At 63.1% G+C, this 19,441-nt stretch carries 14 protein-coding genes and 1 tRNA gene; 9 read left to right on the top strand and 6 right to left on the bottom strand.

Annotated elements, in window-relative coordinates; genetic code table 11:
- Window positions 1-213: 213 nt before the first annotated feature.
- The 4 genes from KUF59_RS21955 (at window position 214) to KUF59_RS21940 (ending at window position 5,145) form a co-directional block, all read left to right on the top strand.
- Window positions 214-807, top strand: a complete 594-nt coding sequence (locus KUF59_RS21955; RefSeq protein WP_212461034.1) for a beta-1-3, beta-1-6-glucan biosynthesis protein — start codon at window positions 214-216, stop codon at window positions 805-807.
- 242 nt (window positions 808-1,049) lie between these two features.
- Window positions 1,050-3,725 carry a glycosyltransferase gene (locus tag KUF59_RS21950; protein ID WP_212461033.1) on the top strand — a complete coding sequence of 892 codons (2,676 nt, stop codon included), beginning with the start codon at window positions 1,050-1,052 and terminating at the stop codon, window positions 3,723-3,725.
- A 363-nt stretch (window positions 3,726-4,088) separates the two neighbouring features.
- A tRNA-Lys gene (locus KUF59_RS21945) sits at window positions 4,089-4,164 on the top strand.
- 756 nt (window positions 4,165-4,920) lie between these two features.
- Window positions 4,921-5,145, top strand: coding sequence for a PRC-barrel domain containing protein (locus tag KUF59_RS21940; protein ID WP_212461032.1), 225 nt, complete (start codon window positions 4,921-4,923; stop codon window positions 5,143-5,145).
- A gap of 68 nt (window positions 5,146-5,213) precedes the next feature.
- Here KUF59_RS21940 and KUF59_RS21935 read toward each other — a convergent pair whose 3' ends face one another.
- A complete protein-coding gene (locus tag KUF59_RS21935; protein ID WP_212461031.1) occupies window positions 5,214-5,453 on the bottom strand; it encodes a hypothetical protein in 240 nt (79 codons plus the stop codon).
- 1,503 nt (window positions 5,454-6,956) lie between these two features.
- Between KUF59_RS21935 and KUF59_RS21930 the strand changes: the two genes are divergently transcribed.
- The 5 genes from KUF59_RS21930 to KUF59_RS21915 all read left to right on the top strand — a co-directional run bounded on the left by KUF59_RS21930 (window position 6,957) and on the right by KUF59_RS21915 (window position 9,299).
- On the top strand, window positions 6,957-7,169 hold the full coding sequence (locus tag KUF59_RS21930; RefSeq protein WP_212461030.1) for a hypothetical protein: 213 nt from the start codon (window positions 6,957-6,959) through the stop codon (window positions 7,167-7,169).
- A 753-nt stretch (window positions 7,170-7,922) separates the two neighbouring features.
- Window positions 7,923-8,081 carry a hypothetical protein gene (locus KUF59_RS21925; RefSeq protein ID WP_212461029.1) on the top strand — a complete coding sequence of 53 codons (159 nt, stop codon included), beginning with the start codon at window positions 7,923-7,925 and terminating at the stop codon, window positions 8,079-8,081.
- A 138-nt stretch (window positions 8,082-8,219) separates the two neighbouring features.
- Window positions 8,220-8,378 (top strand): hypothetical protein, encoded by a 159-nt coding sequence (locus tag KUF59_RS21920; protein WP_249140643.1) that lies wholly within the window; start codon window positions 8,220-8,222, stop codon window positions 8,376-8,378.
- 103 nt (window positions 8,379-8,481) lie between these two features.
- Entirely contained in the window at window positions 8,482-8,799 is a 318-nt protein-coding gene (locus KUF59_RS44375) for a DUF6894 family protein (RefSeq protein ID WP_408918026.1), read from the top strand.
- Between the two features lie 296 nt (window positions 8,800-9,095).
- Complete coding sequence (locus KUF59_RS21915) at window positions 9,096-9,299, top strand: hypothetical protein (RefSeq protein ID WP_258767168.1); 204 nt, start codon at window positions 9,096-9,098, stop codon at window positions 9,297-9,299.
- Between the two features lie 378 nt (window positions 9,300-9,677).
- Here the strand turns inward: KUF59_RS21915 and KUF59_RS21910 are convergent, their stop codons facing one another.
- From KUF59_RS21910 to KUF59_RS21890, 5 genes are all read right to left on the bottom strand, one after another.
- On the bottom strand, window positions 9,678-11,468 hold the full coding sequence (locus KUF59_RS21910) for a caspase family protein (protein ID WP_258767167.1): 1,791 nt from the start codon (window positions 11,466-11,468) through the stop codon (window positions 9,678-9,680).
- Between the two features lie 97 nt (window positions 11,469-11,565).
- On the bottom strand, window positions 11,566-13,416 hold the full coding sequence (locus KUF59_RS21905) for a caspase family protein (protein WP_212459620.1): 1,851 nt from the start codon (window positions 13,414-13,416) through the stop codon (window positions 11,566-11,568).
- A 13-nt stretch (window positions 13,417-13,429) separates the two neighbouring features.
- Complete coding sequence (locus tag KUF59_RS21900; RefSeq protein WP_212459619.1) at window positions 13,430-15,274, bottom strand: caspase family protein; 1,845 nt, start codon at window positions 15,272-15,274, stop codon at window positions 13,430-13,432.
- A 199-nt stretch (window positions 15,275-15,473) separates the two neighbouring features.
- Window positions 15,474-17,318: a caspase family protein gene (locus KUF59_RS21895; protein WP_212459618.1), complete on the bottom strand. Its 1,845-nt coding sequence runs from the start codon at window positions 17,316-17,318 to the stop codon at window positions 15,474-15,476.
- 21 nt (window positions 17,319-17,339) lie between these two features.
- The gene (locus KUF59_RS21890) at window positions 17,340-19,193 is read right to left on the bottom strand and encodes a caspase family protein (RefSeq protein WP_212459617.1); all 1,854 of its coding nucleotides are present in this window, start codon (window positions 19,191-19,193) and stop codon (window positions 17,340-17,342) included.
- Window positions 19,194-19,441 lie beyond the last annotated feature (248 nt).

The following is a 19,441-nucleotide window of genomic DNA, read 5'->3' as shown; positions in this document are numbered from 1 at the left end:
GCGCAGCGGTAATTGCGCGCGCCATCCCGCTCCAATCGCCTGCGGCCCTTCGACCGAGGCATAGGATGGTGACTTTGCTGGACAAAATTCCAGATTCACGTCATCAGACTCGGCGGGTCTTTTCCGCCGCATTGGGGACCCATTTGGACGCCATCAAGCCTCGCGTCCGAGCGGTCTCCACGCGGACGGTCAGTTAAGAAAATCGGGGAATTTATGCGGCGTCGGGTGCTCGAGTTACGAAATGCGGTCCTGCGGCAGTTGGCCGTCCCTTCCCTCGTCGTCCTGCTCGGCATCGGAAGCGCGTTGACCCAGAGCGCTCTCGCCCAGAGCGGCGATCTGAAACCCCAGGACCAGGGCAAGGCGGCTGCAACCGCGCCGGCCGACGCCGCCAAGGAAGCCAGCCAGAACCAACGCAGAACCGACGAGTTTGCCGAAGCCGCCCAGGCCATCAACGGCCCGGCCGGCAACCCTGAATGCGTCTGGATCGGCCGCCGCGTGGTGGTGCTGTTGTGGCGGGATGATCTCGACACCGCCTTCCGCCATCTCGACCTGTATGACCGCTTCGGCTGCCCCGGCGGCCACATCCAGGCGACGTTCCGCTGCCTGACCCGGTTCGCCGCGCAGATCGACAACAAGGTGCCGGAGACGCTGACGAGCCGCGTCCATGCCTGCTGGATCAACCCGGCGGCGCAGGTCCAGGCGGCAGCCGCAGCCTCCCCGCCGGCTACCCCCGCCACCGGCACGTCACCGCAGCCGGCGGCAAGCCCCGCGCCTGCGGCAAGCCCCGCGCCCGCGCCCCAGAAATAGCCGCGATTGTTTCACCTGCCGTTCAGGAACGATCGGCCATAGACGCGGTTGGCACTGCTCGCGCCCGCGACGCTACGCCGTAAAGCGGCGTGCCTTTAAAAGGACATCCCTTTGAAGGACTTGGCGTCATAACAGTTGTTAAAAGGCGTGGCAGAGTTATGCTCCATTTGCCGCGGACACGGTCGGATCTCGGGGTCGGATCCGCTTCGCTGCCATCTCAGCCCCAAGTGGTTTAGCCCGCGATGCGTGCCGTCGTCGCCGTAGTCTTGTTCGTATCCGCATTGCATGCGGGCATCTGGGGTTTGTTGCAGGAGAAGATCCCCGCCCCCGAGTTCAAGGGCATCCTGCCGAGCCTTTCCTATACGCCGTTCGAACCGCACCACGTCACCGACCTCACCACCGATCCGCAGAAGATTCGCGCCGATTTGAAGACGCTGTCGACGACGACGCGCGCCGTCCGCGCCTATTCGTCCGGCGAAGGCAATGAGCTGGTGCCGGCCATCGCCAACGAGTTCGGCATGAAGGTCACGGTTGCCGGCTGGATCAACAAGGATCCCGACCGCAACAAGCGCGAAATGGACGCCGCCATTGAGCTCGCCAAGCGCAACAGCAACGTCAACGGCATCTTCGTCGGCAACGAAACGATCTACCGCGGCGATCAGAAGGTCGACGAGCTCATCGAGCTGATCAAGAAGGTCAAGTCCTCGGTCAACGTGCCCGTGAGCACCGGCGAGATCTGGAACATCTGGCTCGAGCATCCCGAGCTCGCCTCCTCGGTCGACTTCATCGCCGCGCACATCCTGCCCTACTGGGAAGGCTTTTCCGACACGCAGGCCGTCGACCAGGCGATGATCATCTATCAGAAGCTGCGCGACGCCTTCCCGGGCAAGCGCATCGTGATCGCCGAGTTCGGCTGGCCTTCGGCGGGCTATAATCTGAAGGACGCGATTCCTGGGCCGTTCCGGCAGGCGGTGACGCTGCGCAACTTCGTCAGCCGCGCCGAGTCCATCGGCATGGAATTCAACATCGTCGAAGCCATCGATCAGCCCTGGAAATTCGTCGAAGGCGGCGTCGGTCCCTATTGGGGCATCTACACCGCCGCGCGTGAGCCGAAGTTCGCCTGGACCGGCCCGGTGGTGAATCCGGACTACTGGAAGCTCGCGACCATTGCGCTGCTGGTCGGCATCCTGCTGTCGCTGCCGATCCTGCGGCTGTCGCAACCGACCGCACGGCAGACCTTCCTCTTGGCTGCCACCGCGAACGGTGTCGGCGCCTGGGTGGCGACCGTGTTCGCCTTCTGGAACGGGCACTACTTCGTGTTCGGCTCGGCCTTCGCGCTGACGCTCGGCATGATCCTTCTCGTTCCACTCGTCCTCATCGCGATGGCGCGGATCGAGGAGATCGCAGCGGTCGCCTTCGGCAAGCCGCCGCGCCGCCTGCTGACCAAGGCCAGGATCGCCGAGGTGACGACCGAGGCGGGCCCGACCTATTTCCCCAAAGTGTCGATCCACATCCCCGCTTATTACGAGCCGGTCGACATGCTCAAGCAGACGCTCGACGCGCTCGCGCGGCTCAACTACCCGAACTACGAATGCGTCGTCATCATCAACAACACGCCCGACCCCGCCTTCTGGCAGCCGATCCAGGATCACTGCCGCGCGCTGGGCGAGCGCTTCAAGTTCATCAACGCCGAGAAGGTCCAGGGTTTTAAGGCCGGCGCGCTCCGCATCGCGATGGACCGCACCGCCGTCGATGCCGAGATCATCGGCATCCTCGATGCCGACTATGTCGTCGAGCCCGACTGGCTCAGGGATCTCGTGCCGGCCTTCAACGATCCGCGTGTCGGCCTGGTGCAGGCGCCGCAGGAGCACCGCGACGGCGATTTGTCGATCATGCACTACATCATGAACGGCGAATATGCAGGGTTCTTCGACATCGGCATGGTCCAGCGCAACGAGTTCAACGGCATCATCGTGCACGGCACGATGTGCCTGATCCGCCGCGCCGCGATGGACATGGCCGGCGGCTGGTCGAGCGACACCATCTGCGAGGACAGCGATCTCGGCCTTGCGATCCAGGAACTCGGCTGGGTCACCCACTACACCAACGGTCGCTACGGCCAGGGTCTGTTGCCCGACACCTACGAGGCCTTCAAGAAGCAGCGCCATCGCTGGGCCTATGGCGGCTTCCAGATCGTCAAGAAGCACTGGCGGCGGTTCCTGCCCGGCGCGAGCCGGCTGACGCCGGACCAGAAGCGCGAATATTCGCTGGGCTGGCTGAACTGGCTCGGGGCCGAAAGCCTCGGCGTGGTCGTGGCCCTGCTCAACCTCATCTGGGTGCCGATCGTCGCCTTTGCCGACATCGCCATCCCCGACAAGATCCTGACGCTGCCGATCATCGCCGCCTTCATCGTCTCGCTCGTGCACTTCCTGTCGATGTACCGCCTGCGTGTCGCGATAAAACCCGGCCAGATGCTGGGCGCCATGATCGCGGCGATGAGCGTGCAATGGACGGTGTCGCGCGCGGTGGCGCAGGGCCTGATCACCGAGCACCTCGCCTTCGCCCGCACCTCGAAAGGCGGCCTGTCGCGGATGTCGATCGAGTTCCAGGCGTTCTGGGAGGCTGTCATCGCGGCCCTCCTCCTGATCGGCGCCGGCGTCCTGATCGCCACCAACAGCTACAAGCAGATCACCGAGATCTACATCTACGCCGCGGTGCTGGTGCTGCAGAGCCTGCCGTTCCTCGCGGCGGTGGCGATCGCGATCCTCGAGCTCAGCCGCATCAATTCGTTCCAGTTCTGGCGCGACAGCGCGATCCGCTCCGCCGAGCTGATTGGGCTGCGCCCGGTCGCACTGCCGACGTCAGCCGGCTCCTCGCAGCCGGTGGCCAGCGAGGTGCGTCGCGAGGTGACGAACTAGAGCATGATCCGGAAAAGTGTGCAGCGGTTTTCCGAAAAGATCATGCTCAAACAAAGAGCTAAGCGCGATGACGATTCAACCCGATCTCATCGCGCTGACGGCCGTGGATGGTTCGCGGGGTGGATGCTTGAGAATTTCGCCCTAAGCCTCGGGGACGGCAGGAAAATCCGCAGGTCTGCTGCTGTGTCAGGCAACCTCCTGCACTATTGACCTTGGCGGCCTGCGCCCCTACACAGCGCGGGCCGAAGGCATGATCCGGAAAAAGGTCTTCCGTTTTCCCCGCGACGTCACCGTGGCGGCAAGACATGCTCTGGAAAAACCCGGTTGCGATGGCGATCTATTCGCAGGCCATCCTGACCATGGGAGCGCGTAGCTCAGCCGGTAGAGCACGTGACTTTTAATCACGGGGTCCTGGGTTCGAGCCCCAGCGCGCTCACCAAACAAAATCAAAGACTTAATCCAAAGAGCCAACAATCTGAAAAAGCCTCGTGTGGGCACTGTGTTGGCAAATCGATTGCGGGCCTGATGATCGAGCAACGCCGCGCGGTAGTTGCCGGCCATGATCTCAAGGCCGGCGCGCTCCTCGGGCGACGTCGCCTGCTCTGTTAGCGTGAACCGGCAGGCCCTGTGTTCACCGCCTCAGCCGGTGGGCATGGTTCCGCTGGTGCTGTTTGGACCTTTAGGGCGCGACGAGCGTTGAGGCGATAGCACCGGGGCAGGACCGCGAACCCCGGAGTGCGGATCATGAGCGCGATCCCTACGGACCTCGAAAGAAAATTCGAACAACGGTGGGCCGCCAAATTAGCGCGGCCCATTCCACCGGCTCCATTTGCGCGCCCCCTCTGTCCGAGGTGCAAGGCCCAGATGATGCTCGTCAGCATCGAGCCGGAAAGCCCAAGCATGGACTTGCACATGTTTCGATGCGCTGTCTGCAATCACGCATTTACGACCGTTGCAGCGCATGAAGATCCCACGCACTCCAATGGCCGCTGGCTTCAAGGCGATTTGCACCCAGCGAAGTAACCCGCGCTGCGAGTCGTGACCGAAGGCGAGGACGCCGCGGCTGCCGGAAGGTTTCAGGGTCGAGCTCGACAGGGACGGTTGGCGCACTGACTCGTGCAAAGCGGCGATAGCCTCAATGCATCTGCCGCTCTGACTGATCTTCACTCAATCGCCGGCCGGGTATGGTGTGACCATGTCCGATGACTGGACCAAACGAGCGACGAACATCCTTCGAGAACTTCATGCTGCTGAGAGGGAGCTAATCGGCAAGGGTGTTATCCTGACCGACGGTAAGGCGGGGACGGTTGATCACGTCTTCCTTGACGAGGTGCATGGGCTCCGGATCTCGATCGGTGGCCACGACGGCAAGTGGCCGATTTCGACTGTGAAGCTTCTAGACCCCGGTTTCACCAGATAGCGCAGGCAGCGTCAGGCCGCGGCAGAAGAGTGCATAACTATCCGGGAGGTCCGCCAACTGAGGCAGCCTTAGCGCGATGTCAGTCTGCAGACATCGCCTGGCTTCAGGTTAAGCGCTTCAAACAATTCCTGCTGCTTTGCGGTCATGGGGATCACTAGAACTTCGCCGTTCCAACCTTCCGGCGCTGCGGCGAGCACCAATGTCAGGGCCTCGGCTGGCTTAGCTAGCGCAATCCAGAGCTCTCCGGCAGACCCATCCCGTGCAGACACTTCCACGATAGTGAACTCGGTGCCAAACGACTCCGCCATGCGGGGCTAATCCGGCCACGCAATGGTTGTTGCAAATGAATCTGCAGAATCGGCAAAAGCCAAGGTGATGTCGGGGCCCGCCAGCGTGAACCGGCCGGCCTTGTCTCTCCCCGCCTTATCCGGCACAGGCGGCCTGCCAGACCGCCTCCTTCAACGAGCTTTCGTTTCCCGGCTCAGCCACTCGTCCAGCTCCTCGGGATCGATTCGCCAGGAGGGCGATACGCCATCCGCCGTTCGAGCCGCCAGCCGGTAACCTTTCCGGCGGAGCTTGGCCGCCAATTTCTTCGCGCCGGCCTCGTCCCTGCACTCAACGGACATGCCTCCATACACGACGACCCACTTGAAGGGTGGCTTGCGTTTCTCGGGGTGTCGTCGCCTCGAAGGGTGGCGCATGACCATAAACCCCAAATGCTGAACCTTTAGAGTTCAACCATCATTAGATACCCTGCGCAGATGTTGCACAAAGAAAAGCAACCTAGGTGCGACTATGCCGCATACGCGCGCGAGTTGTGACTGCCGGCGCGAATAGAACATTCTCAATTAGCGCGTGTACAGCGAGCAAATCGGATACAGCCTCCGGCCAGCATCAATCCGTCAGGAGTCGCCACCCGCAAATTTCCCAATACCGATTCCGGCTGGCCTTCTCGATGATCTCGGAAATGAAATCATCGAAGCCGAAGGAATGGACCGATGCCGAGCGAAAGAAGCTTTCGGCCATGGCACGTCGACGCGTCGGAGCGTCGGCTATTGCGGCAGCCCTCGGCCGGCACACTGGATCGGTAAAGCGTGTGGCGCGGGAGATGGGATTGATCCTGAAGAAATAGCTGGGGCTTCGCCGTCGAGATCGGGTCAAAAGCAAAGGTCTGAATGGACCAAGCGAAGATTCAACCGCGGAAAGCAGATTGGACGGGGTCGTCTCGGCAATCCATGGGAAAGGCCCAACGCGAGACCGTGTCCGGACGACGCGCGTCGGGCCCGACCATTCCCCCTTGGCCCGTGAGGTCTGGCCGAAAGTCGGACTAAGCCCGATTCGTGGCTGAATTGTCCCGATCCCACTTTGCGCGCTGAAAACGTTATGCTGCCTGAGTTCAACGCCCCTCGTTCTCAGGTGTCGTTGCCGGTGGCGCCGGGAGCTGCTGCAGTCCATCCTCGATCACTCGGAGGTCCTCAAGTACAGAATCTCGAGATTGGGCCGGGTCGATCCTGGATGTGGCCTCTAGTGTTCCCAGCAAATGGCGCCGAAGCTCTCGCATATCCTCCAGGGCTCGCCGATTCTCCAAACGTACATAAGCGGAAACGATCGATTTAATGGCTGCTGGCACTGGTTGCTCCGAATTAATTACTCTAAAATAGGTTGCACAATAAACCATTCGCACTTATCTGCAACATTTTAATGTCGACGGCATTAACAGAATCAGAATAAATTGTGATTTAATTCATATTGTCCTTCCGCAAAGCAGCGGCAGGTTATTGCGTCCGGATTGACATTGGAGGACGGGCATAATGCCAAAGGAAAATTGTCTAATCGTTTTCGCTGCGGGAAGAAAACTGGACCTGCTACGCGGCGAAGCTTCACGCATCGCCAAGGAACATAAAGTGGAGTGGCATACCGACCGCGCCGACATCGGCGCGCGCTTTTGCTTCGAGGACGCCAAGGCGAGAGAAGCCTTTGCGATCACCTGCGACAACTTCGGCATTTCCTGCCGAGACAGCTAACCAAAAAAGCCCGCCGACCCGGGAGCCGACGGGCTTCATTTCTTGCCGTCGCAGCCGACGAGCATGCGTCGCAAGCCGCTGGCGGTGCGCATCCTCGCAGAGCGACCGCTGGCCCGACGAGGTGCGGGTCATTTCGGTGACAGTGCACTCCGCATCAAGCTGAGATATTCAGCCGCAGGGACCCTTGATCCAGATCAAGGGAGCGCCTCGCGCGTGCCGAGACCCTGACTGAAGCAGACTGGGGGCTGTCATCCTGCTTCAGTTCCGACAAGCCAAAATTTTCGCAACCTTCCCATGCGGATTGAGTGTCGGGTACCTGACCGACAGTCCCGCCGCCAACCACTCAGACTTTGCAGCGTTTCGATAGCTAATGATACTGGCGAAGCGCCCGGCGGTCCTCAGGAGGGTTAAGGGATCGTCGGGCTTTTCGCCAAATCCAATGATGGGGCGATCATGACTCACCGTGCAGCCGCAGCGAAATTGGGATCAGCCACGACCAGCAATCCACCGACCAGGTCGGATCACTCGTCTTGTCCGTCTTGCTCGTCGATTCTGCACTTTGTGCTGTCGCTGTTCGATCCGCACGAGAGCAAGAACGTTCGTCTTCTGCAGTGCGAGCAGTGCCGGACACACGTCTGGGAAGATGAGATCGGCTGATCTGAGCGCGCATGGTGATTTTGACCAAATAGGAACGTTCTCGCCCGCGGCGAGTCCTAAAGGTCAATCGATCCTTTGTTGCTTGGGGATCGGCCGATGCAAAGAGCAATCGCCTACGCGATCTCGGCAGCCATTGTGGGCTTCGGTGTCTGGATACTAGTCGCCGGCCTGTCCTCCAGCTCGCCCGCCCTGTGGACTGTCGTTGCGCTGGTGCCGATCACGATCGGGCTCGTCAGCGCTTTCGCGCCCAAGTGACTGATCATGTGACTGACCAAGTGACTGATCATATGACTGATGGGGAAATCCGCCTCTAGGTCAGCGCGCCTGCATTTTTCGAATCAGCAACTCGTGTTCGCTCTCCCCTCGTAGTTTCAAATTGTGGAGCGTACCCGCGTGAGCCATTTCGTCTCGATACTTCTGCTTGCCATCGCCTTGACCCTGACCCTGTGCTTCGGGGTGGCGGCCTGGCGTCTGACGGCCGGCAGAGATGTCGATATCACCGCCACGATTCCACACCAGGAATATGGCTGGCGGGCGAAGCGTAATAATTGAACGCAAGCTGCAGTGCCCATCTCCAAGCGCCGACAGAAAGTGTTGGCGGGTGCTTTAGGGCGGGCCAAATAGGAACACCTCCCGCCCCCCGCTGTTGGGCCGAATGCGCTTTTACTTCGACTATCAGGACGTGACCGGTATCACATATGACGATGGAGGCATCGACCTGCCAGACATCGAAGCGGCCCGCCTTGCGGCCCTGAGGTCTTTGGTTGAGGCTATCCGCAATCAACCTCTATCGAGTGCGCCGAGCCTCAGCGTCAATATCCGGACAGATGACGGTCTGGCCCTCAGCATGTGCACATCGGTCGAGATCATTACGTCTGATGGTGGGCGAACCAGGGCCGTAAACTTGAGGATCCGTGATCAGTCTTCGACACCCGTGACCGGCAGTTGGCCGGCCCGTGCTTGCTTGAACTAACCCGGGCGCCCTCGCTTGCGTGATCAGGCGCGCGCCTAAAGCATGATCCGGAAAAGTGCGCAGCGGTTTTCCGAAAAGATCATGCTCAAACAAAGACCTAAAGCGCGATGACGATTCAACCTAAAGCCATCGCGCTTTAGGCTTGTCCTCAAAGCAGACTGCGACTGTCCCGCCGCAGAGGAACCGTTCCATTCATCAAACGTTGGCCGTCATCACCGCCCGGCTCGTGGCACCTATCGGTGATGAGATCGCCCCCATCACAGCGCTCCCGCCCCATCCAAGCAGGGAGCAGCGCTATGGCCGAACGCCGGCGTCGTTTCAAGCAACCCAGGTCTCTTGAAGAACGTCTTGCCGACGAAGTGGCCAGGCTGCGCGAACAGGCAGAGCTTTTGCCTCCCGGCAAGTTGCGGGACGAAACGCTCAGGAAGGCCCGGCTGACCGAGACTGGTGCGCAATTGAGCGAATGGCTCAACGCTCCCGGACTACAACCACCAAGCTAGTCCCGTGGGCAAGCCAGGTTAGGAACGACGCAGCATCAGCTCTATTGCTCCCTTGCGGACATTCAACCCGTGCGGCGGACGCCGACGCGGTGAACGTCTCATCTCGGGAGTACACGATGGCAGACGACCCGGTCGATCCGGCCGACGAAAGCGCCGTCGCGCTCCGCGCAAAGGCCGCTCATTGTCTAAGCCTCGCTGAGATAATGGGACCTGAGACGAGCGCCAGACTGGTACAACTGGCAAATGACTGTCTTAAGCGCGCTGCTCTGCTAGAGGAAAGGCCGCACGACGATTGCAGCTAGGCCCGCCAGCGTGAACCACGGGCCAACTAACCCGGGCACCCTCGCTTGCGGGCGGTCAAGCGCCTAAGCTTTGTCCTCAGTTACACACTTCCGAACCATTGGCCGGCTCTCCAGGGGTATTCAACTTCACCAATCTGCACCCAGGTTTGACGGGGCGGCAGGTCATCGAATTGCAAGTAAATTGTCCACTCGACTGCGGTCTCGATGGAGCAGTCTCAACCTTCTTACGCTCCGTATCCCGTTTGGCCGAGTCGTCGCGCGTAGGGACTGGTTTCGCCTCCCGCATCTTCTCGCATTCATTGTCGTCATTGACGCGATAGCCTGCGCGGCAGGTGATCTTCACGCAGCTATCGCCATCAGCCCTGAACCCGCGGTCGCAGACCAGCGGGCAGACGCGTCCTTGCTTGCTCTTGATCGCGTCGAGAGCGTCGAAGCTGGCCAGCTTGGTATCGAACTTCGTCCCGGCATGTTTATTGAACAGCGTCAGCGAGCGCTGGGCGGAGGCGTTCCATTCTCCGTCCGATGCGCCAGTCAGACATCCGACGCGACGGAGTTCTGACTGCACCAGCTTTGCCGTCTCCTGCGGCGAGAGGCTGGACGGCGATTGCGTTGGGGCCACGGCTGCGACCTTCTGCTCGCCGTCGCGCTGGGCCTTTTCCGCCGCCTGCTTTGCGGCCAGCTCGGCGGCGGCCTGCTTGTCGGCTTGCGCCTTGGCCACGGCGGCTTCGGCATCCTTCCTGCGCTGTTCTGCGGCAGCCGCCTTGGCTTCCTCGACCTGCTTGGCCTTCTCCGCCGCGAGCCGGGCATCCTCGGCGGCCTTGGCGGCGGCTGCGGCCTTGTCCTGCTCGGCCTTCTTGGCGCGTTCGGATGCAAGCCGCGCCTTCTCATCTTCGGCCTGCCGGGCCTTGTCTGCGGCAACGGCGCGGGTCTCCTCGGCCGCGATCTTGTTGAGTTGGCCTTTGGCCAGGTTGGCATAGAAGCCGTCCGGATACTGACCGAGGAAGGCCGTCCAACCGTCGCGGGTTCCGAGCTGGAGCGCCAGCTCGTAATCCCGGCGAACGGCATCCTGAGGGCTTGCCTGCGGCCCGGTCGCAACCGGCTTCGCCGGCACCAGCGCCACGTCGTCGCCGCCCAGCGAGCCATAGACATAGGGCTCCTGCTTGTTGCCGGTGGTCTTCAGGACATCGTCGCGGACGAAGCGGAACGCCTTGCCGAGGTCCAGCCCCGGCGTCGGAAGGCGCTCGACCAGCGCCGCCGCGAACGGACTGTTTTTGGCGTCGCCATCCGACGCGGTCGATCCCGCCTTTGCGGCAAACGCGATCATCGTGTTCGGGCTGGTCGGCTCGACCTTGGCAAGACCGCGCCCGATGGCGCGGGCCGCGATCGTGCGCTTCATCGTCTTGGCGAACGGATTGTCCCGGCAGGCATCCAGGATGACGAGGCGAAGCTGTTTTGCGGGCTCCACTGCAAAGAGCGCGCGGTCGAGCGCGACGGTCTCGTCGAGCACGTCGCCGTCCGTTTCCAGCGCGGCATCGGTGGGGATCAGGTAGTTGGTGCCGTCCAGCTCGATGCCGTGCCCGGCATAGTAGATGACGGCAACCTCCGCATCGCGGGTCCGGCCCGCGAACTCGCGCAACGACCTGCGCATGTCGGCGGCGTTGAGGTCGAGCCTGACATCGACATTGTCGAAACCGGCCTTCTTGAACATGCCGCCGACCAGGGTGGCATCGTTCGCCGGGTTGGTGAGCCGGGCCACGCTCTTGTAGGCGGAATTGCCGATCACCAGCGCCACGCGCCGTTCGGCCATGGCCGGTCCGCATCCAAGCCAGACGGCAAAAACGATCAGGAAAAAACGAAGCGCGCGCATCTCAGCCTCAAACCAGAATACGACGAGAGTTCCGGAGTGCTCTGCCAGCAACACGTGCATGTACCGAAAGCTCTTCTTCCTCACCTGGCATTCGTCCTCAGTTGCAGACCTCGACCGTACCGGAGCCAGTGCCGCCACTCCTGGAATATGGGGTGGCCACTCCAACATCGAGGCGACAACCCTGCCGAACCGGACGGCAGCCCGCACTGCTGCAATAGATCTGGCCCGTCGCCTGCGGCTTCGAAGGCTTGCTCTCAGCCTTCTTCCTTTCGTCATCGCGCGGCTTGGCATCCTCGCGGGTCGCGACGGGTTTCTTCTCCTGGATCTTCTCGCACTCGTTGTCGTCGTTGACGCGATATCCGGCGCGGCAGGCAATCTTGACGCAGGCGTCGCCATCAGCCCTGAAGCCGTGGTCGCAGACCAGCGGGCAGACCCGTCCCTGCCTGCTCTTGATCGCATCGAGCGCATCAAAACTCGCCAGCTTGGTGTCGAGCTTCATGCCCGCATGCTTGTTGAACAGCGTCAGCGACCGCTGTGACGTCGCGTTCCAGTCGCCGTCGGCCGCACCGGTGAGGCAGCCCACGCGGCGCAGCTCCGATTGCACCAGCTTCGCCGTCTCCTGCGGCGAGAGGCTGGACGACGTTTGGGTCGGGGCAACGGCTGCGACCTTCTGCTCGCCGTCGCGCTGGGCCTTCTCGGCCGCCTGCTTTGCGACAAGCTCGGCAGCCGCCTTGTCGCTCGCGATCTTGTCGGCGAGTGCCTTCTCTGCGGCTTGCTTTTCCGCCAGCACCTTGGCTGCGGCGGCCTCGGCATCCTTCCTGCGCTGTTCGGCTGCCGCTGCCTTCGCCTCTTCGGCCTGCTTGGCCTTCTCCGCCGCGAGCCGGGCGTCCTCGGCGGCCTTGGCGGCGGCTGCGGCCTTGTCCTGCTCGGCCTTCTTGGCGCGTTCGGATGCAAGCCGCGCCTTCTCCTCTTCGGCCTGCCGGGCCTTGTCCGCGGCGGCCGCGCGTGTCTCCTCGGCCGCGATCTTGTTCAGTTGGCCTTTGGCCAAGTTGGCATAGAAGCCGTCCGGATACTGGCCGAGGAATGCAGTCCAACCATCGCGGGTTCCGAGCTGCAGCGCCAGTTCGTAATCACGCCGGATTTCGCTGTCGGGGTTTGCCTGCGGCCCGGTCGCGACCGGCTTCACCGCGACCAGCGCCACGTCGTCGCCGCCGAGCGAACCGTAGACATAGGGCTCCTGCTTGTAGCCGGTGGTCTTGAGCACGTCGTCGCGGACAAAGCCAAAGGCCTTGCGCAGATCGAGCCCCGGCGTCGGGAGGCGCTCGACGAGGGCGGCCGCGAATGGGCTGTTCTTGGAGTCGCCATCCGAGGCCGTCGAGCCCGCTTTCGCCGCGTAGGCGATCATGGTGTTCGGGCTGGTCGGCTCGACCTTGGCGAGGCCGCGCCCGATGGCGCGCGAGGCGACCGTGCGCTTCATCGTCTTGGCGAACGGATTGTCCCGGCAGGCGTCAAGGATCACGAGCCGAAGCTGCTTGGCTGGCTCCACGGCAAAGAGTGCGCGGTCGAGCGCGACGGTCTCGTCGAGCACGTCGCCGTCCGTTTCCAGCGCGGCATCGGTGGGGATCAAATAGTTCGTCCCGTCCAGCTCGATGCCGTGCCCAGCATAGTAGATGACGGCAATCTCGGCATCGCGCGTCCTGCCGGCGAACTCGCGCAGCGACCTGCGCATGTCGGCGGCGTTGAGATCAAGCCTGACATCGACATTGTCAAAGCCCGCCTTCTTGAACATGCCGCCGACCAGAGTGGCATCGTTCACCGGGTTGGTGAGCCGGGGCGCGCTCTTGTAGGCGGAATTGCCGATCACCAGCGCGACGCGCCGCTCGGCCATCGCCGGTCCGCATCCGAGCCACACGGCAAAAGCGATCAAGAAAAAACGAAGCGCGCCCATCATAGCCTCGTCCTCAATTGCACTCCTCCTGGGGTTGACCGGAGCTCACCGACCCATGTTTGAACTGTTGATAGGGCACCACACGGCATCCGGGCTTTACCGGACGGCAGCCCGCGCTATTGCAAATCAACTGCCCGGTCGCCTGCGGCTTCGAGGGCGTGGCCTCAACCTTCTTCCTCTGGTCGTCTCGTGGCTTGGCGTCATCTCGAGTCGCGACGGGTTTCTTGTCCTGCACCTTCTCGCATTCATTGTCGTCGTTGACGCGGTAGCCCGCACGACAGGCGATCTTCACGCAGGTGTCGCCGTCAGCTCTGGAGCCGCGGTCGCAGACCAGCGGGCAGACGCGTCCCTGCTTGCTCTTGATCGCGTCGAGGGCGTCGAAGCTCGCCAGTTTGGTGTCGAGCTTCATCCCGGCATGTTTGTTGAACAGGGTCAGCGAGCGCTGCGCGGCGGCGTTCCAGTCTCCGTCCGCTGCACCGGTCAGGCATCCGACGCGACGGAGTTCTGACTGCACCAGTTTGGCGGTCTCCTGCGGCGACAGACTGGGCGACGATTGGGTTGGGGCCACTGCTGCGACCTTCTGCTCGCCGTCGCGCTGAGCCTTCTCAGTCGCCTGTTTTGCGGCCAGCTCGGATGCCGCCTTGTCGTTCGCGATCTTGTCGGCGAGCGCTTTCTCGGCGGCCTGCTTGTCGGCCTGCGCCTTGGCCACGGCGGCCTCGACATCCTTTCGGCGCTGCTCGGCCGCTAGCGCCTTGGCTTCCTCGACTTGCTTCGCCTTCTCCGCCGCGAGCCGGGCATCCTCGGCGGCCTTGGCGACGGCGGCGGCCTTGTCCTGCTCGGCCTTGGTGGCGCGCTCTGATGCAAGCCGCGCCTTGGCCTCCTCAGCCTGGCGCGCCTTCTCGGCTGCACTCGCGCGTGCCTCTTCGGCGGCAACGTTCTTCAGTTGCGCCCGCGCGAGGCCCGCATAGAACCCGTCGGGGTAGGCCTGCAAAAATGCTTCCCATGCGTCGCGGTTTCCCGCCTGGAGCGCCAGCTCATAGTCGCGGCGGATCCCGTCCTGAGGGTTGGCTTGCGGCCCCGTGGCAACCGGCTTCGCCGCAACCAGCGGCACGTCGTCGCCGCCGAGCGAGCCATAGACATAGGGCTCCTGCTTGTTGCCGGTCGTCTTCAGGACATCGTCGCGGACGAAGCGGAACGCCTTGCCCAGGTCGAGCCCCGGCGTCGGGAGGCGCTCGACCAGGGCTGCGGCGAACGGACTGTTTTTGGAGTCGCCATCCGAGGCGGTCGAGCCAGCCTTCGCCGCAAACGCAATCATGGTGTTCGGGCTGGTCGGCTCGATCTTGGCGAGCCCGCGTCCAATGGCGCGGGCAGCGATCGTCCGCTTCATCGTCTTGGCGAACGGATTGTCGCGGCAGGCATCGAGAATGACGAGGCGGAGCTGCTTTGCGGGTTCGACCGCGAACAGCGCGCGGTCCAGGGCAATCGTCTCGTCGAGAACGTCGCTATCCCTCTCCAGCGTTGCGTCCGTGGGGATCAGATAGTTGGTGCCATCGAGTTCGATGCCGTGACCGGCATAATAGATCACGGCAACATCGGCATCCCTGGTCTTGTCGCCGAAGTCACGCAGTGCCCTGCGCATGTCAGCGACATTGAGGTCGAGCTTGATGTCGACAGCATCGAACCCGGCCTTCTTGAACATGCCCCCGACCAACGTGGCGTCGTTCGCCGGGTTGGTGAGCCGAGCCACGCTCTTGTAGGCCGAATTGCCGATCACGAGCGCGACGCGTCGCTCGGCCATTGCCGGTCCGCATCCGAGCCACACAGCAAAAACGATCAAGAGAAAACGAAGCGCGCCCATTACAGCCCACAAATCACAATGTGATCAGAATAATGAGAGCCTTCCGGAAGGCAACCCGCTGGTCTGTGACACCGGTCACAATCTGGAGGAAACCTTAAGATGACCGGCAGGCGGCGCAGGAGATTTTGCTCGGGCGTTCGCCGATCGCGCGCGCAAAGCTGCAGGCAGGCAGCCGCGCCGGATTGCGTCTCCTCGCGGCTCAGTCACACACTTCCGTTTGTGCCCCTCCCGGAGCGTACAGGCCCCCAGCTCCGTACCTCTGGTTAACAACCCGACAGCCGGGCCTTACCGGCCGACAGCCCGCATTGTTACAAAGCATTTGACCAGACGCCTGCGGCTTTGAGGGGGCCGCCTCGCTCTTCTTCCTCTCGTCGTCTCGCGGCTTGGCGTCATCTCGAGTCGCGACGGGTTTCTTGTCCTGCACCTTCTCGCATTCATTGTCGTCGTTGACGCGGTAGCCGGCACGGCACGTGATCTTCACGCAGCTATCGCCATCAGCTCTGGAGCCGCGGTCGCAGACCAGCGGGCAGACGCGTCCCTGCTTGCTCTTGATCGCGTCGAGGGCGTCGAAGCTCGCCAGTTTGGTGTCGAGCTTCATCCCGGCATGTTTGTTGAACAGGGTCAGCGAGCGCTGCGCGGCGGCGTTCCATTCTCCGTCCGATGCACCCGTCAGGCATCCCACGCGACGGAGCTCCGACTGCACCAGCTTTGCCGTCTCCTGCGGCGAGAGGCTGGGCGACGTCTGAGTTGGGGCCACGGCTGCGACCTTCTGCTCGCCGTCCCGCTGAGCCTTTTCTGCCGCCTGCTTTGCGGCAAGCTCGGCAGCCGCCTTGTCGTTCGCGAGCTTGTCGGCGAGCGCCTTCTCGGCGGCCTGCTTGTCGGCCTGCGCCTTGGCCACGGCGGCCTCGGCATCCTTCCGGCGCTGCTCGGCCGCTAGCGCCTTGGCTTCCTCGACCTGCTTGGCCTTTTCGGCGGCAATGCGAGCATCTTCGGCGGCCTTGGCGGCGGCCGCCGCCCTGTCCTGCTCGGCCTTGGTAGCGCGCTCGGATGCGAGCCGCGCCTTGGCCTCCTCGGCCTGGCGCGCCTTCTCGGCTGCGCCCGCGCGGGCCTCTTCGGCGGCAACGTTCTTCAGTTGTGCCCGCGCCAGGCCCGCATAGAACCCGTCGGGATAGGCCTGCAAAAATGCTTCCCATGCGTCGCGGTTTCCCGCCTGGAGCGCCAGCTCATAGTCCCGGCGGATCCCGTCCTGAGGGCTGGCTTGCGGCCCGGTCGCGACCGGCTTCGCCGCAACCAACGGCACGTCGTCGCCGCCGAGCGAGCCGTAGACATAGGGCTCCTGCTTGTTGCCGGTCGTCTTCAGGACGTCGTCACGAACGAAGCGGAACGCCTTGCCCAGGTCGAGCCCCGGCGTCGGGAGGCGCTCGACCAGAGCGGCCGCGAACGGACTGTTTCTGGAGTCGCCATCCGAGGCCGTCGAGCCCGCCTTCGCCGCGAAAGCAATCATGGTGTTCGGGCTGGTCGGCTCGATCTTGGCGAGGCCGCGCCCGATGGCGCGCGAGGCGATCGTGCGCTTCATCGTCTTGGCGAACGGATTGTCGCGGCAGGCATCGAGAATGATGAGGCGGAGCTGCTTTGCGGGCTCGACCGCAAACAGCGCGCGGTCCAGGGCAATCGTCTCGTCGAGAACGTCGCTATCCCTCTCCAGCGTTGCGTCCGTGGGGATCAGATAGTTGGTGCCATCGAGTTCGATGCCGTGACCGGCATAATAGATCACGGCAACATCGGCATCCCTGGTCTTGTCGCCGAAGTCACGCAGTGCCCTGCGCATGTCAGCGACATTGAGGTCGAGCTTGATATCGACAGCATCGAACCCGGCCTTCTTGAACATGCCCCCGACCAACGTGGCGTCGTTCGCCGGGTTGGTGAGCCGGGGCGCGCTCTTGTAGGCAGAATTGCCGATCACCAGCGCCACGCGCTTCTCGGCATGCGCCGCGCCGCAGGTCAGGAAACTTGCAAGAAACAATGCAATTAGGACTCGGAACATATTCGGTAGCCCCCTAGCCCCTCAGTTGCAGACTTCAAAGTTACCGGTGCCGCCACCGGCCCGCGAATACCCTGCCTGCCCATTCAGGATTTCAAGTCGACAGCCCGGCCGCACTGGCCGACACCCCGCACTGTTACAATACATCTGGCCGGTGGCCTGCGGCTTCGCGGGCGCGGCCTCACCCTTCTTCCGCTCGTCGTTGCGCGGCTTCGCATCCTCGCGCGTTGCGACCGGCTTCTTGTCCTGTACTTTCTCGCACTCATTTTCGTCGTTGACGCGATAGCCCGCACGACAGGTGATCTTCACACAGGCATCGCCATCCGCCCTGAACCCGCGATCGCAGACCAGCGGGCAGACGCGGCCTTGCTTGCTCTTGATCGCGTCGAGCGCGTCGAAGCTTGCGAGCTTGATGTCGAACTTCGTGCCGGCGTGCTTGTTGAACAGCGTCAGCGAGCGCTGCGCGGAGGCGTTCCAGTCGCCGTCCGATGCACCGGTCAGACATCCGACGCGACGGAGCTCTGACTGCACCAGTTTGGCGGTCTCCTGCGGCGAGAGGCTGGGCGACGTTTGCGTTGGAGCAACTGCCGCGACCTTCTGCTCGCTGTCACGCTGCGCCTTCTCGGCCGCCTGCTTTGCGGCAAGCTCGGCAGCCGCCTTGTCGTTGGCGATCTTGTCGGCGAGCACCTTCTCGGCCGCGGCCTGCTTATCGGCCTGAGCCTTGGCCACGGCAGCCTCCGCATCCTTCCGGCGCTGTTCGGCTGCCGCTGCCTTCGCCTCTTCGGCCTGCTTGGCCTTTTCCGCCGCGAGCCGGGCGTCCTCGGCGGCCCTGGCTGCGGCGGCGGCCTTGTCCTGCTCGGCCTTCTTCGCTCGTTCGGCTGCCAGCCTCGTTCTCTCGTCCTCGGCCTGCCGTGCCTTGTCTGCGGCGGCCGTGCGGGCATCTTCGGCAGCGATCTTGTTCAACTGGCCCTTGGCGAGGTCGGTATAGAAGCCACTCGGAAAACGGTTGAGGAAAGCCGTCCATCCTTCACGCGTGCCAAGCTGGAGCGCCAGCTCGTAGTCGCGCCGGATTTCGCTGTCGGGGTTTGCCTGTGGCCCGCTCGCGACGGGCTTCGCCGGGACCAGCGCCACGTCATCGCCGCCGAGCGAACCGTAGACAAACGGCTCCTGCTTGTTGCCGGTGGTCTTCAGGACATCGTCGCGCACGAAGCGGAAGGCCTTGCCCAGGTCGAGCCCCGGGGTCGGGAGGCGCTCGACCAGCGCCGCCGCGAACGGACTGTTCTTGGAGTCGCCATCCGAGGCCGTCGAACCCGCCTTCGCAGCATACGCAATCATCGTGTTCGGGCTGGTCGGCTCGACCTTGGCCAGACCCCGCCCGATGGCGCGGGCAGCGATCGTCCGCTTCATCGTCTTGGCGAACGGATTGTCGCGGCAGGCATCGAGAATGATCAGGCGGAGTTGCTTCGCGGGCTCGACCGCGAACAGCGCGCGGTCCAGAGCAATCGTCTCGTCGAGAACGTCGCTATCCGTCTCCAGCGTCGCGTCGGTGGGGATCAAATAGTTGACGCCATCGAGTTCGATGCCGTGACCAGCGTAGTAGACCACGGCGACGTCCGCATCCCTGGTCCTGCCGCCAAACTCGCGCAGCGCCTTCCGCATTTCCGAGGCGTTGAGGTCGAGCTTGATGTCCACGGCATCGAACCCGGCTTTCTTGAACATGCCGCCGACCAGGGTGGCGTCGTTCGCGGGGTTCGCGAGCCGCGGCACGCTCTTGTAGGCCGAGTTGCCAATGACGAGCGCCACGCGCCGCTCGGCCATTGCCGGTCCGCATCCGAGCCACACAGCAAAAATGATCAAGAAAAACCGAAGCGCGCCCATTACAGCCCCAAATCAAATGTGAGCAGCGTATTCACAGCCTGCCGAAAGGCAAGGGGACGGTATGTGATGTCGATCACGGAAAGGGATTGGCCCGCGTGTGACTCCGTTCGAGCTGCGGCCGGAGCGGCAAGCGGCAATGGAGGCTCTGATCCTGGTGGCAGAGCGCCGTGGGCCCGACGACTTTGTTGGAAGGGCATCATGAGGGCGTTGAACCACGTCGGGCCAAGCCCAGATATCCAGCCGAGGCG

This window comes from Bradyrhizobium arachidis (assembly GCF_024758505.1).
Taxonomy (GTDB): domain Bacteria; phylum Pseudomonadota; class Alphaproteobacteria; order Rhizobiales; family Xanthobacteraceae; genus Bradyrhizobium; species Bradyrhizobium manausense_C.
Note: the sequence above shows the minus strand (reverse complement) of the source record. Positions and strands in the feature narration are given on the sequence as shown.